Genomic DNA, 13860 nt, shown 5'->3' with positions numbered 1-13860 from the left:
GCCGCGCGGGCCGGTCGTACCGGCTCGCTACGATCGGCGGGACTCGGCGAAGACAGGAGTGGGCGGCTTTCATGGGTGTGACGGAGACGGACGGCGGCGCAACAACGTCCCAGGCGGGCACCCCAGCCGTCGGTTACCAGCCGGGTGGCATCGCGGGGTACTACGGAGCGGCTGGTCAGGCCGCCGGGCAGGCCGCGCTCGCCGGGCTGGGGGCGGCGCTCGCGCACCGCGGCCCCACGGAGAACCGCGCCGAGGCCGGGCGGATCGGGCTGGTGGTCCGCTCCGCTCCGAACGTGACGCCGGGCGCCACCGACCGGGACGGCACCGTCGTCGTGGCCGCGGGGGTCGACCCGGTGGCCGTCGCCGACCGCTACGCGTCCGGGGGAGTGGAGCTGCTGGCCACGCTGCCGACGCCGTGGACCGCGGCGCTGCTCGACCCGCGGCGTGAGGCGCTGATCCTGGTGGCGGCCGGTGCTCCGCTCTACTACGCACCGGCCGCGGCCGGTGTCGACGGGCTCGCGTTCGCGTCCGAGCCCGCCGCGCTCGTCGAGGCCGGTCTGGTCTCCTCGGCGCCCGACACTGAGCGGGTCGTCGAGTTCGTCCTCACCGGCGGCGGCGAAGACGGCGAGGCCACGTTCTTCGCCGGCATCCGGCGGCTCCCGGCCGGGCAGGCGCTGATCGTCGACAGCAACGGTGCGTCCACCCGCTCGATCGACGCGGTGACGCCGCCGGTCGACGGCCTGGCCGCCGCACGCAACGCGCTCGCGGCGAGCCACCACCCCGCCGTCCGGCTCGGTCTCGGCCTGCCCGGCGCAGCGCTCGCCGCCACCGCGAAGGCTACGCCGGGCATCCCGCCCTCGGCGTACTTCTCGGCCAGCTTCGCCCCGATGGACACCACCGAGGACATGTACGTGGGCGCGGTGTCCGCCGCGCTCGGTGCCACTGTCCACTCCGTCCGGGTGAACGCCGACACGCTCGCCTCCGACCTCTCGCAGTTCCTGCGCGTGCAGGGCGAGCCGGTCGCCGACCTCGGCGAGTACGTGCAGTACGCGGTCGCGAAGACGGCCCGGGAGGGCGGCGCCGATTCGCTGCTCGACCCGGTGGGCGCGATCGCCGCGTACGGCCTGACGGTCGAGACCACCGGCAAGAAGCCCCGCAAGGAGGTCGCACCGACGACACTCCTGGCCCCGACGCTGGCCCAGGCCCGCGCCGGTGCGCCCACCGACGGCACGCCGGCGCCGCGTCCGGCCGCGAAGGCCCCGGCCCGCCTGGCCGAAGCCCGGCGCACCGCCGACCGCAACGCCGCCCGGCTCGGCATCCGCATCGACACGCCGTTCGCCAACCCGGTCGCCGACGCGGGGCAGGGCGGTGCGTCGCTGCGGTCCGCGCTGCCGGCCGGTGCCCCGGGCGACGTCCGGAACTCGGCGCCGGTCCGGGACTGGTTGCTGCGGCTGAAGAACCGGATCTACGGCACGTTCCTGGCCGAGTCGTTCGTCAACCGGCCCTGGTTCCACCAGCAGAACGTCCTGGTCGCGTTCGAGGACTTCATCAAGGGCCGCAACCACGATGCCGAGCTGTTCTGGCGGATCTGGTGCGTGGAGATGTGGGCGCAGGAGTTCCTCGACCCGAAGCCCGAGGAGAAGGAGCCGGTCCGCATCAAGGGCCCGCTCGAGGCCAACGCCAACAAGCAGCTCGAGATCACCGTCGACAAGGAACGCTGGCTGCGCTTCCCGATCCGCACCGAGCTGTTCACCTCCGGCGACGACTACACCCGCCGGATCACCGGGTACGTCAGCGAGTTCATCGACCACGTGCGTGCCGACGGGTCGTACCTGGCCGCGTTCAACGGTCCGTGGTACCTGCTGGTCAGCGAGAAGATCATCGCGATCTCGCAGGGGCGGTCGTACTTCATCTGGGACATCGAGCCGTCCTGGTGGGCGCGCACGCTGGCGAAGTTCGTCGTGAAGACGCCGTACGGCATCGGGCTCGGCAGCCCGTGGACGATGGAGCTGGCGATCCGGGAGGCCGGCCTACCGCGGATCCTGTTCGCGGCCGGGGTGAGCGCCGCCGGCAAGGCGGTCGGCAAGCGCGGGCTGTTCTACCAGGTGGCCGGGCACTCCGTGCGGGCCATCGACGGCCCGACCGAGTACTCGGTCTACCCGGCGAACGTATCCGCGAAGCTGGCGCCCGCGCACCCCGACCGGGTGGCGTCGAAGCTGAAGTCCACGATCGCGGCGACGCTCACCGAGGCCGGGTTGCCGCAGCTGGCGAAGACGCTGGCCGGGGTCGTCGTGATCGACGCGAACGACATCGGGCGCAACGTGCTGGGCAGCGACGCCGATCGGCCGGAGGAGTTCTTCGAGAACCTCTTCGGGGACAACCCGCTCGGTCAGGGCTCCGAGCAGACGCCGCTGTCCGTGGCCGTGCGCATCGGCTGACGCGAACCCGGGCCTACGACGCCTTCTCGGGCTCGTCTCGAGCGTCGTAGGCCCGGGGACCCGTCGTAGGCCCGGTGAGTTGCCGGGCGCGCGGCGCACCGGAACGCCACATCACGGGGACGAGGATCGCGGCGACCAGGACGTGCAGGAGTCCCAGGCCGACGCGTGTGCCGGTGCTCGCCTCCGAACCGGTGAGTGGGGCGAAGCTCAGCAGCAGTCCGACGGCGGCGAGCGCGACCCAGATCGGGCGGGCACGGCTCGTGAATCGTTCGAGCAGCGCGAGCAGGGCCCAGGCGACGAGCCCGGCCAGCACCGACAGGAAGATCACGGCGCCGACGCCGACCGTGATCGTGCGGCCGTTGTTGCCCTCCACCACGAGGTCGGCGCCCGCGATCGGGCCGATCACGACCCAACCGGCGACGGCGGCGGCGGTCGAGCCCAGCACCGCGAGCGCCCGGGTTCCGGCCCGGCTCACGGGCGGGGGCCCGGGGCCGGCACGTCGAGGGCGCCGTAGAGGAAGACGTCGACGGTGGTCTCCAGGTCGGCGGCCGGTCGGGGTTGGCGGCCCCGGGCGAACAGCAGGCTGAGGAAGACCCCGGCGGCCTCGTCCGGGGTGATTCGGAGGTGTTCGCGCTCCGGCTCGAACAGCTCCGCGACCGCGGCGTTCGTCGCCGCTTGGCTCTCGTCGCGGCTGAGGCTCCGCCCGCGTGTCGGATCCCGCCGGGCGGCGGCGGCCCGGGTGCTGTCGGCCCGCTCGAAGTACTCCGCCGGCCCAGCCCCCGGGCGAGCATTCCCACCCGCGCCCGCACCGTCTGCGGTGCCGGTTCGGGCGGGCTCGTCGGCGGGGGCGCCCGAATGGCGTTCGAGGGGGCGACCCGTGGCGTGCAGGGTGCCCAGCACCGCGCCCAGCCGCATCAAGTGGGCGGCCAGTGCCTCGCCGGCTTCGGTGAGGCGTACCGCCAAGGGCTGATCCAGGTCGATCGACTCGAGCTCGGCGATCACGTGATCCGGGCGCAGAACCTCCACCACCACCGCGTCGAGCAGAGCGTTCTTGTCGGGGAAGACCCGGAAGATCGTGCCCTCCGCGATCCCGGCCGCCCGGGCGACCTCGGCCGTGGTCACCGCGGCACCGCGCTCGGCGACGAGGGGAAGGGCGGCGCGCACGATCGTCTCGCGGCGTTGTTCAGGACTGAGGGCCGACGCGCGTCGGCGTTCCGGAGGTGTCATGCCGGCCATCATATGAGTGAGGCCTCACTCATTCAAGCCGAGTTGTCAGCGGGATCTGGCCGCAATCACGTGAGCGTGTAATGCTGTAATCAGTGCAACGCTTGAAGGAGGCGGAGATGCGCGGACAAGGAAGAGGGTTCGGGCGATCGGGCGGCTGGCAACAGGCCGACCTCCCCCCGGCCGAGGACGCACCCGCCTGGTTCGCCGGGCGCCTCCCGACCGGATGGTTCACCGGCGCACCGGAGGTACAGGTCGACCGGGATGAGATCCTGGTCGTGGGCACGCTGCCGATCCAGCACGTGTCCGACGCGTCGGACGCCGACAAGGCCGGCCACGAGGCCGGCCTGATCGCGAGGTTCCGGGAGGAAACGCGCGACGCGCGGATCCGGGTCGCCCGCGAGGGTGAGCACCGCTACGGCCGCAAGGTCTCGTGGGGCGCCGTCGCCGGTGGGACGCGCGAGCTGTTCACCACCCACTCGGCCCCGGTGATGACCCGGCTACGGCAGCCCGAGCGCCAGGTGCTCGACACGCTCGTCGACGCGGGGGTGGCGCGGTCCCGGTCGGACGCACTGTCGTGGTGCGTACGGCTCGTGGGGCGCAACGCCGACAACTGGCTCGATCAGCTCCGCTCGGCGATGAGCGAGGTCGATCGGGTCCGTGCCGCCGGGCCGGACGCCGGCACCGCGGACGACGCGAACGCCGACGCGAAACCTGCCGGCCCGGACACGGACGATCCCGAGGTCACCCACTGAGGGATACCTCACCGCGCCGACGACGTGCCGGCGCTCAGCGTCGAAACAGGTAGTACACAGAAGGCCGACCCCGGTTCAGGGTCGGCCTTCTGTGCAATCGCGACAGAAATTAGGCGAAGACCGCGAAGTAGATCGCGATGTGGTGGCAGACCGCGGCCACCAGCGTGCAGGCGTGGAAGAACTCGTGATGGCCGAACGTGCGTGGCCACGGGTTCGGCCAGCCGACGGCGTAGAACACCGCGCCGACCGAATAGATCACGCCGCCGACGGCGAGCAGCACCAGTGCGGTGACGCTGGCGTGCCCGATCTCCGGCAGCACCAGCACCGCGATCCAGCCGAGCGCGATGTACAGCGGCGTTCCTAGCCACTTCGGCGCCTTCGGCCACACCATCTTCAGCGCGACGCCGGCCGCGGCGCCGATCCAGACGACCGCGAGCAGCCAGTCGGCTTTCGGCGGTTCGAGCAGGAACAAACAGAAGGGGGTGTAGGTCCCGGCGATGAAAATGAAGATCATCGAATGGTCGAGACGCTTCATCGTGGCGTAGCCCCGCGGACCCCAGATCCGGCGGTGGTACAGCGCGCTCGTACCGAACAGCCCGCACACGGTGAGGCTGTACACGAGGCACCCGTAGAAGTAGGACCACCCCGGGCGGGCGGCGGCGATGCTGCAGAGCACGATGCCGCAGACCGCAGCGACGCCGAACGCGTAGACGTGCAGCCAACCACGCATGCGCGGCCGGCCCAGGGGATCGCGGCTCAGCAGGACCGGCGAACCGTCGGCCGTCTCCTCTGCGACGTCCGTGATCGTCACTCCGGCGGCCGCGAGGTTGTCCGTTTGCAGACTCTCATCGCTTGGCACGCTTCCGAGGTTACGCCACCGTAGGTTTGGTTGGCGTGAGCGCGCGCTGTGCATGCGTCAAAGCTGATGAAACCTCGGCTTCACGACGGTGAACGGACTGCTCATGGGCTTGCGCGACTGAATCGTTCCCTATGCGAGTTCTCACAATGCGGACGCCCGTCGGGCCGCGATGCCGGGTTTAGGCTGACGGGAAACCCCGACCGGAACCCGCCGATGCGCGGTCTATTTGTGTTTTCGGCGAACGGTCGGGACTTGGTCATCGTGCGCCCATCCGAGGAGTGATCCGATGTCAGCCCCCACCGCGATTCCCGGCCTGGCCGATGCCCCGACCGCGCACCAGGAACTGCTCACCTGGGTGCGTGAAACCGCCGAGCTCACCACCCCGGATCGGGTCGTCTGGGTCGACGGATCCGACGACGAGTGGGTCCGCCTGACCGACGAACTGGTCGACGGCGGCACCCTGGTCCGCCTCGATCCGAAGAAAAAACCGAACTCGTTCTGGGCCCGCACCGATCCGTCGGACGTGGCTCGGGTCGAGGAGCGCACCTTCATCTGTTCGGTCGACCCGAACGACGCCGGTCCGACGAACAACTGGATGGACCCGGCCGAGATGAAGACGATCATGACCGGCCTGTACCGGGGGTGCATGCGGGGCCGGACCATGTACGTCATTCCGTTCTGCATGGGTCCGCTCACCGCGGCCGAGCCGATGTTCGGCGTCGAGATCACCGACTCCGCGTACGTCGTCACGAGCATGCGGATCATGACGCGGATGGGCACCGACGTGCTCGAGAAGATGGGCGACGACGCGACGTTCGTGCCCGCGCTGCACTCGATCGGCGCGCCGCTCGAGCCGGGCCAGGACGACGTGGCCTGGCCGTGCAACCCGGAGAAGTACATCGTCCAGTTCCCGGAGGAGCGGATGATCTGGAGCTACGGCTCCGGGTACGGCGGCAACTCGCTGCTCGGCAAGAAGTGCTTCTCGCTGCGGATCGCCAGCGTGATGGCGCGGGACGAGGGCTGGCTCGCCGAGCACATGCTGATCCTCAAGCTCACCGACCCGCAGGGCGAGGTGAACTACGTCGCCGCCGCGTTCCCGTCGGCGTGCGGCAAGACCAACCTCGCGATGCTCGAGCCGACGATCCCCGGCTGGAAGGTCGAGGTGCTCGGCGACGACATCGCCTGGATGCGCTTCGGCGAGGACGGCCGCCTCTACGCGCTCAACCCCGAGTTCGGCTTCTTCGGCGTCGCTCCGGGCACCGGCTGGCACACCAACGCCAACGCGATGCGGACGATCGACCGCGGCAACTCGCTCTTCACGAACGTCGCGCTCACCGACGACGGTGACGTGTGGTGGGAGGGCATGACCTCCGAACCCCCGGCGCACCTGACCGACTGGAAGGGTCGCGACTGGACGCCGGACTCCGACGAGCCCTCGTCGCACCCGAACTCCCGCTTCTGCACACCGGCCGGGCAGTGCCCGATCATCGCGCCCGAGTGGGAGGACCCGAAGGGCGTCCCGATCTCGGCGATCCTCTTCGGCGGCCGCCGCAAGACGACGATCCCGCTGGTCAGCGAGGCCCGCGACTGGAACCACGGCGTCTACCTCGGGGCCACGCTCTCCTCGGAGACCACGGCGGCGGCGGCCGGCGCGGTCGGCGTCGTGCGCCGCGACCCGATGGCGATGCTGCCGTTCATCGGCTACAACGGCGGCGACTACTTCCGCCACTGGATCGAGATGGGCAAGGGCGGCCCGACCGGCGACGCCTCCAAGCTCCCGAAGATCTTCTACGTGAACTGGTTCCGGCGCGACGCCGACGGTGGTTTCCTCTGGCCGGGCTTCGGCGAGAACAGCCGGGTGCTGAAGTGGGTCATCGAGCGGATCCAGGGCAAGGCCGACGCGGTGGACACGCCGATCGGTCACGTGCCGGCGCCGGGGTCGCTCGACGTCACCGGGCTCGCCCTCACCGAGGAGCAGGTCGCGGCGGCGCTCGCCGTCGACCCGGAGGAGTGGAAGGCGGAAATCCCGCAGGTCACCGAATGGTTCGAGAAGTTCGGTGACAAGCTTCCTGGCGTTCTGTGGTCGGAACTCGACGTGCTGAAGACGAAACTGGGCGTGCAGTAGTTAGTAGTGGTGCCCGGTCGGCCTCGGCCGACCGGGCCGTTCCAAGTGCCCCGTTCTGAGGCGTACCCTGCCGGGGTGGCTGTTCGGGATGTCATCTACTCCCTTTACGAGCGGCGGCTAGTCCGCGAGCTGACCGGTAAACCGCGCCCTCGGCACGTCGGGGTGATCCTCGACGGCAATCGGCGCTGGGCACGCGAGGCCGGGTTCGACGACCCGAACGAAGGGCACCACGTCGGTGCCCGGAAGATCGAGAACGTCCTCGGCTGGTGCGCGGATCAGGGCGTCGAGGTCGTGACGCTCTGGCTTCTCTCCACCGACAACCTGACCCGGCCGGAGAGCGAGCTCGCACCGCTGCTCCGCATCATCGAAGGGGTCGCCACCGATCTCGCGGCCGACGCTCAACCGTGGCGCCTGCGGATGGTGGGCGCGCTGGACCTCCTGCCATCCGACACCGCGCGGGTGTTGAAGGACGCCGCCGAGCGCACCCACGGCCGGACCGGGATGTCGGTGAACATCGCGGTCGGCTACGGCGGCCGGCGCGAGATCGCCGACGCGGTGCGGTCGCTGCTGCACGAGCACGCCGGCCTCGGCACCCGCATCGAGGAGCTGGCCGAGGTGATCGACGTCGATCACATCGCCGAGCACCTCTACACCAAGGGCCAGCCCGACCCCGACCTGGTCATCCGCACGTCGGGGGAGCAGCGGCTCTCCGGGTTCCTGCTCTGGCAGAGCGCCCACTCGGAGTTCTACTTCTGCGACGCGCACTGGCCCGACTTCCGTCGGACCGACTTCTTGCGGGCGCTGCGTGACTACGCGCGGCGCAATCGACGGTTTGGGGTCTGACCGCTTCCGATCCTGTCCGGTTACGTGATGTTCACACACTGGTACGGCGGATCTGGGCGATACAGCGCCGGAAGCCGTGAGGAAGGCGTAGCTTTGATTCCGGTGGGGTTCTCGATCCCACCCGGGAGGCCCAGGCGTTGATACCTCGATCGGTTGTCTTCGTCGCGGGGCCGGCACCCGGCCCCGTGGGGCGGGTACCGGATCCGGCGAGCCAGTGGGCGCACGGGTGCGCGCCCACGGGACCAGGAGCACCTCATGTCCGATCGTCGTACCTCAGAAAACGACTTCGTACCTGACGAGGTCGTCGCGCCCGTGGAGGCACCGTCCGCTTCGGACTCCGCTACCAAGCGTTCGCGTGAGCGGGCGCCGCGTGCGGAGGGCCACCCAGCTAAGACGGTGTACGTCCTCGACACCTCCGTTCTCCTCTCCGACCCGGGTGCGCTCGGGCGGTTCGCGGAGCACGAGGTAGTCCTTCCGCTCGTCGTCATCACCGAACTCGAGGGCAAGCGGCACCACCCGGAGCTGGGCTGGTTCGCCCGGCAGACGCTGCGCATGCTCGACGACCTGCGGGTTCGTTACGGCCGCCTGGACGTGCCGGTGCCGGTCAACGAGGCCGGTGGCTTCCTGCGCATCGAGCTGAACCACGTTTCGACCGACAACCTGCCGATCGGGTTCCGCGCCGAGACCAACGACGCCCGGATCCTCGCGGTGGCGTTGAACCTGGCCGCCGACGGCGCGGACGTGGTCCTGGTGACCAAGGACGTGCCGCTGCGGGTCAAGGCCGGTGCGGTCGGCCTGAACGCCGACGAGTACCGCGCCGAGATGGTGTCGGTGGCCGAACGGCCGTGGACCGGCATGGTCGATGTCGACATCAGCGACGAGGAGATGGCTCGCCTCTACGGTGAGGAGTCGATCGATCTGGCGGCGGCGCAGGGCCTGCCGTGCCACACCGGTCTGGTGCTGCACTCCGGCCGCGGCTCGGCGCTGGCCCGGGTCCGCCCGGACAAGACCGTGCGTCTCGTCCGCGGTGACCGGGACGCGTTCGGCCTGCACGGTCGCTCGGCCGAACAGCGCGTCGCGCTCGACCTGCTGCTCGACGACGAGGTCGGCATCGTGTCGCTCGGCGGTCGCGCCGGCACCGGCAAGTCGGCGCTGGCGCTCTGTGCCGGCCTCGAGCAGGTGATGGAGCGGCGCGCCCACAAGAAGGTCGTGGTGTTCCGTCCGCTCTATGCCGTGGGCGGCCAGGAACTCGGCTATCTGCCGGGCAGCGAGGCCGAGAAGATGAGCCCCTGGGGACAGGCGGTCTTCGACACGCTCGGCGCGCTGGTCAGCGACCAGGTCGTCGAGGAGGTGATGGGTCGAGGACTGCTCGAGGTGCTGCCGTTGACCCACATCCGCGGCCGGTCGCTGCACGACGCGTTCGTGATCGTCGACGAGGCGCAGTCGTTGGAGCGGGGCGTCCTGCTGACCGTGCTCTCGCGGGTCGGCGCGAACTCGCGGGTCGTGCTGACCCACGACGTCGCCCAGCGGGACAACCTCCGGGTCGGGCGCCACGACGGTGTCGCGGCGGTGGTGGAGACCCTGAAGGGGCATCCGCTGTTCGCGCACGTGACGCTGACGCGCTCCGAGCGCTCGCCGATCGCCGCGCTGGTCACCGAAATGCTGGAAGACCTGCCGCATTAACAGCTGATCGACGAATCGGGGCTATGGCGCGCGCCATAGCCCCGATTCGTCGTGGGTACTCGTCGGTAAGGTGACGGTCAAGGCTGACTGTTTAGGAGTCTGCATGCCCGAGGAGGAAGCGTGAGCGGTTCGCAGCGAGTAGCCATCGTGACGGGTGCGGCGCGGGGGATCGGGGCGGCCACGGCGATCCGCCTGGCCCGCGACGGGTTCGCAGTCGGCGTCGTCGATCTCGACGCGGACGCCGGCAAGGACACGGTCGAGGCGATCACGACCGCCGGCGGCACGGCGATCGCGGTCGGCGCCGACGTCAGTGACGCCGACGCGGTGACGGCGGGCATCCAGCAGGTCGTCGACGGCCTGGGCGCGCCCACCGTGCTGGTGAACAACGCCGGCATCCTGCGTGACAACCTCATCTTCAAGATGTCCGACGGTGACTGGGACGCGGTCATGGGCGTGCACCTGCGCGGTGCGTTCCTGATGTCGCGGGCCGTGCAGAAGTTCCAGGTCGAGGCGAAGTGGGGCCGGATCGTCAACCTGTCGAGCACGTCCGCGCTCGGCAACCGGGGCCAGGCCAACTACTCCACCGCGAAGGCCGGTCTGCAGGGCTTCACGAAGACGCTGGCGATCGAACTCGGCCGCTACGGCGTCACCGCGAACGCTATCGCGCCGGGCTTCATCCAGACCGACATGACGGCGGCCACCGCGGAGCGCGTCGGCGTGCCGTTCGACGACTTCATCAAGGCGGCGGCTTCGCAGATCCCGGTCGGTCGGCCGGGTCAGCCGGAGGACATCGCCGGCGTCGTGTCGTTCCTGGTCAGCGACGACGCGTCGTTCGTTTCCGGGCAGGTCATCTACGTCGCGGGCGGCCCGCGCGCCTGACCGTTTCGTAGGCTTTCCGGGGCTCCCCGCCATGCGGGGAGCCCCTTTGCGTGGTGAGGCAGGTCACTCAACGCCTCGGCCCGGGTCCCGAAACCGGGCGCTAACGCATGAAGTTGACGAGGTCTCGCCACGGACTGTTAAGCCAGCAGTAAGAGACGTATAGCGATGGCCACAGCGGCGGGGTGCGCGACAAGGGCGCGGGTACGTTCGGTCGAAGTGTGCAAGGGGCGACGGACGAGCTCCCGGGCAGATGGGGCCCGAGGCGAGACCTGACGCGAGAGGTGCTCATGACTACAGCGCTGCCGAGTGCGACCCAGACGACAGCGCCGGGATTTTCCCTTCTGGCCGGTGCCGGGAGGGCCGGATCGATCGCGGTCGACCGGGACGGCGGGCGGGAGGCGGGTCGCCGAGGATGACGTATCTCGACGACCGAGAAACCGACCGAGAAAACCCCGAGTTATCCAGACGGGGTCGGCACTCGCACGATGACGCCGACGCCACGCAGTACGTATACGAACGCCCGGTCGACTGGAAGCCTCGTCGGCGGCGTTCGGAATCCTTCGAAGACCTCGCCTCGTACGAGGCGCCCACCGATGCGACTCCGGTCGACTGGTGGGCCGGCTCCTCCCGGCGCGGCGAAGGCAGCGCCTGGGACGCGGACGCACTGAGCGCCGCCGCCGGTGTCCCGTACCGCCATCCTGACCGCGAGCTTCCCGATCGCGGGTTTCCTGACCGCCAGCTTCCCGGCTATCCCGACCAGCGTGTTCCGGAACAGCGTCGCCCCGCTGACGAGACCCCGGATCTCGCGGTCGAGGCGCCCCCGGCGGCGAAGCGGTCGTTACCGCGCAAGCACCTGGTGCTGCGGATCGCCGCGGTTCTGGTGCTCGTGTTCTCCGCGGCGATCGGCGTCGCGGTGACGGTGCTCGACGATGCCGACCCGGATACCGTCCAGGTCAAGGAGGAGTTGCAGGCCGACGCGCCGGTCGCCGACGCGCCGGTGGACCCGTCCGCCGACGCCGCTGCCGCACAGGAACAGCAGGCCGCGCAGCAGCAGGCCCAGCAAGAGCAGGACGAAGCGGTCGACGCCGCCAAGTCGCGCGCGACGAACAAGGCCGCGGCGGCTCAGAAGTCGGCCGCCAAGCAGGCCGAGAGCGCCGAGGACCAGCGCGCGTCCCGGAGCGAGGCGCGGAAGGCCGCGGCACCGCCCTCGTCGTCCTCGTCCTCTTCGTCGTCCTCGTCCTCGTCGAGTGGGAGCAGCGGCGACCCGGTGCCCGAGGGACCCGCGGACTGCGGTTCCTTCAGCGGCAACAAGAAGACCGGCTGCTCGCTGTTGAGCGAGTTCGGCTTCGCCACCAGCCAGATGAGCTGCCTGGAGAAGCTGTGGGACAAGGAGAGCAACTGGCGGGAGGGCGCTACGAACCCCTCGTCGGGTGCGTTCGGCATCCCGCAGGCGCTGCCCGCCAACAAGATGGCGTCGGTCGCCAGCGACTACCGCACGAACCCGGCCACGCAGATCCGCTGGGGTCTGGGCTACATCAAGGGTCGGTACTCGACGCCGTGCGGCGCGTGGTCGCACTCGCAGTCCACCGGCTGGTACTGAGCGGTTCGGAAAGGCCCGCCCCGCGAAGAGCGAGGCGGGCCTTCCCCGTTCCTACGGCCGGGTCATCGACAGCACGTCGAGTGCGGCGTCCAGCTCCTGCTCGGTGAGCTTCCCGTCCTTGACGTGGCCCCGCTCGATCACGACCTCGCGGATCGTCTTGCGCTCCTTGAGGGCCTGCTTCGCGATCGCCGCCGCCTCCTCGTAGCCGATGTACTTGTTGAGCGGCGTGACGATCGACGGCGACGACTCGGCGTACTCGCGGAGCCGCTCGACGTTCGCCACGATGCCGTCGACGCAGCGGTCGGCCAGCAGGCGTGACACGTTCGTCAGCAGGCGCACCGACTCCAGCACGTTGCGGGCCAGCACCGGCAGCATGACGTTGAGCTCGAACGACCCGGACGCGCCGGCGAACGTCACCGTGGCGTCGTTGCCGATGACCTGGGCCGCGACCTGCGCGACCGCCTCCGGGATGACCGGGTTCACCTTGCCGGGCATGATCGACGAGCCCGGCTGCAGGTCGGGCAGCGCGATCTCGGCCAGGCCCGCACGCGGCCCCGACCCCATCCAGCGCAGGTCGTTCGCGATCTTCACCAGGCCGACGGCGATCGTGCGGAGCTGGCCGGAGGCCTCGACCAGACCGTCGCGGGCCCCCTGCGCCTCGAAGTGGTCGCGGGCCTCGGTGACCGGCAGGCCGGTGCGGGTCGCGAGGTCGGCGATCACCTGGGCGGCGAACCCCGGCGGCGTGTTGATTCCGGTGCCGACCGCGGTGCCGCCGAGCGGCAGTTCGGCCAGCCGCGGGAGCGCGGCGTGCAGCCGCTCGACGCCGAGCTCGACCTGGGTCGCGTAACCGCCGAACTCCTGCCCGAGGGTGACCGGGGTGGCGTCCATCAGGTGGGTGCGGCCGGCCTTCACGACGTCGGCGAACTCGGTCTGTTTGCGACGCAACGAAGCGGCCAGGTGCTCGAGCGCGGGGATCAGCTCGTCGGAGACCGCGCCGGTGGCCGCCAGGTGGATCGACGACGGGAACACGTCGTTCGACGACTGGGACGCGTTGACGTGGTCGTTCGGGTGGACCGGTCGGCCGAGCCGCTCGGTGGCGAGGGTGGCGATCACCTCGTTCGTGTTCATGTTGCTCGACGTGCCGGAGCCGGTCTGGAACACGTCGACCGGGAACTCCGCGTCGTGGACGCCGGTCGCCACCTCCTCGGCAGCGGCCGCGATCGCCTCGGCGAGGTCCCCGTCGATCACGCCGAGCGCGGCGTTGACGCGGGCGGCGGAGGCCTTGATCCGGCCGAGCGCGGCGATCAGCGCCGGTTCGATCGGAGTGCCCGAGATCGGGAAGTTCTCCACCGCGCGTTGGGTCTGGGCGCGCCACTTCGCCGCGGCGGGCACCTTGACCTCACCCATCGTGTCGTGCTCGATCCGGTATTCGCTCTCGCTCATACCTCATACCT

Annotated in this window: 11 protein-coding genes; 7 read left to right on the top strand and 4 right to left on the bottom strand. The window is 70.3% G+C overall.

Features of this window, described 5'->3' with window-relative positions:
- Positions 1–71: 71 nt before the first annotated feature.
- Complete coding sequence (locus tag CRYAR_RS35900; RefSeq protein WP_035857648.1) at positions 72–2438, top strand: hypothetical protein; 2367 nt, start codon at positions 72–74, stop codon at positions 2436–2438.
- 13 nt (positions 2439–2451) lie between these two features.
- Here CRYAR_RS35900 and CRYAR_RS35895 read toward each other — a convergent pair whose 3' ends face one another.
- Both CRYAR_RS35895 and CRYAR_RS35890 read right to left on the bottom strand, forming a co-directional pair.
- Positions 2452–2913 carry a DUF6069 family protein gene (locus tag CRYAR_RS35895; RefSeq protein WP_051571383.1) on the bottom strand — a complete coding sequence of 154 codons (462 nt, stop codon included), beginning with the start codon at positions 2911–2913 and terminating at the stop codon, positions 2452–2454.
- On the bottom strand, positions 2910–3665 hold the full coding sequence (locus tag CRYAR_RS35890; protein WP_035869176.1) for a TetR/AcrR family transcriptional regulator: 756 nt from the start codon (positions 3663–3665) through the stop codon (positions 2910–2912). Before CRYAR_RS35890 ends, CRYAR_RS35895 begins: the two co-directional genes overlap by 4 nt.
- 116 nt (positions 3666–3781) lie before the next feature.
- On the opposite strand from CRYAR_RS35890, the gene CRYAR_RS35885 reads away from it, so the two are divergent.
- A complete protein-coding gene (locus CRYAR_RS35885; protein WP_211247809.1) occupies positions 3782–4417 on the top strand; it encodes a hypothetical protein in 636 nt (211 codons plus the stop codon).
- A 109-nt stretch (positions 4418–4526) separates the two neighbouring features.
- On the opposite strand, the gene trhA is transcribed toward CRYAR_RS35885, so the two are convergent.
- Positions 4527–5147, bottom strand: a complete 621-nt coding sequence (gene trhA / locus CRYAR_RS35880) for a PAQR family membrane homeostasis protein TrhA (protein ID WP_051572350.1) — start codon at positions 5145–5147, stop codon at positions 4527–4529.
- Positions 5148–5562: 415 nt separating this feature from the next.
- Between trhA and CRYAR_RS35875 the strand changes: the two genes are divergently transcribed.
- The 5 genes from CRYAR_RS35875 to CRYAR_RS49240 all read left to right on the top strand — a co-directional run bounded on the left by CRYAR_RS35875 (position 5563) and on the right by CRYAR_RS49240 (position 12406).
- Complete coding sequence (locus CRYAR_RS35875) at positions 5563–7401, top strand: phosphoenolpyruvate carboxykinase (GTP) (protein ID WP_035857646.1); 1839 nt, start codon at positions 5563–5565, stop codon at positions 7399–7401.
- Positions 7402–7476: 75 nt separating this feature from the next.
- Complete coding sequence (locus CRYAR_RS35870) at positions 7477–8244, top strand: isoprenyl transferase (protein WP_084701406.1); 768 nt, start codon at positions 7477–7479, stop codon at positions 8242–8244.
- A gap of 255 nt (positions 8245–8499) precedes the next feature.
- Positions 8500–9927: an RNA 5'-3' helicase PhoH2 gene (gene phoH2 / locus CRYAR_RS35865; protein ID WP_035857641.1), complete on the top strand. Its 1428-nt coding sequence runs from the start codon at positions 8500–8502 to the stop codon at positions 9925–9927.
- A gap of 120 nt (positions 9928–10047) precedes the next feature.
- Positions 10048–10806, top strand: coding sequence for a 3-oxoacyl-ACP reductase FabG (gene fabG, locus CRYAR_RS35860; RefSeq protein WP_035857639.1), 759 nt, complete (start codon positions 10048–10050; stop codon positions 10804–10806).
- Positions 10807–11218: 412 nt separating this feature from the next.
- Complete coding sequence (locus CRYAR_RS49240) at positions 11219–12406, top strand: aggregation-promoting factor C-terminal-like domain-containing protein (RefSeq protein WP_051571381.1); 1188 nt, start codon at positions 11219–11221, stop codon at positions 12404–12406.
- Between the two features lie 51 nt (positions 12407–12457).
- Here the strand turns inward: CRYAR_RS49240 and CRYAR_RS35850 are convergent, their stop codons facing one another.
- Positions 12458–13849 (bottom strand): class II fumarate hydratase, encoded by a 1392-nt coding sequence (locus CRYAR_RS35850; RefSeq protein WP_035857637.1) that lies wholly within the window; start codon positions 13847–13849, stop codon positions 12458–12460.
- Positions 13850–13860 lie beyond the last annotated feature (11 nt).

Origin of the sequence: Cryptosporangium arvum DSM 44712, from assembly GCF_000585375.1 — a bacterium.
In the GTDB taxonomy this organism is placed as follows: Bacteria; Actinomycetota; Actinomycetes; order Mycobacteriales; family Cryptosporangiaceae; genus Cryptosporangium; species Cryptosporangium arvum.
Note: the sequence above shows the minus strand (reverse complement) of the source record. Positions and strands in the feature narration are given on the sequence as shown.

Coding starts and splice junctions, on each gene's coding strand:
- CRYAR_RS35900 (WP_035857648.1), top strand. CDS start 72: ATGGGTGTGACGGAGACGGACGGCGGCGCAACAACGTCCCAGGCGGGC.
- CRYAR_RS35890 (WP_035869176.1), bottom strand. CDS start 3,665: ATGACACCTCCGGAACGCCGACGCGCGTCGGCCCTCAGTCCTGAACAA.
- CRYAR_RS35885 (WP_211247809.1), top strand. CDS start 3,782: ATGCGCGGACAAGGAAGAGGGTTCGGGCGATCGGGCGGCTGGCAACAG.
- trhA (WP_051572350.1), bottom strand. CDS start 5,147: ATGCGTGGTTGGCTGCACGTCTACGCGTTCGGCGTCGCTGCGGTCTGC.
- CRYAR_RS35875 (WP_035857646.1), top strand. CDS start 5,563: ATGTCAGCCCCCACCGCGATTCCCGGCCTGGCCGATGCCCCGACCGCG.
- phoH2 (WP_035857641.1), top strand. CDS start 8,500: ATGTCCGATCGTCGTACCTCAGAAAACGACTTCGTACCTGACGAGGTC.
- CRYAR_RS49240 (WP_051571381.1), top strand. CDS start 11,219: ATGACGTATCTCGACGACCGAGAAACCGACCGAGAAAACCCCGAGTTA.
- CRYAR_RS35850 (WP_035857637.1), bottom strand. CDS start 13,849: ATGAGCGAGAGCGAATACCGGATCGAGCACGACACGATGGGTGAGGTC.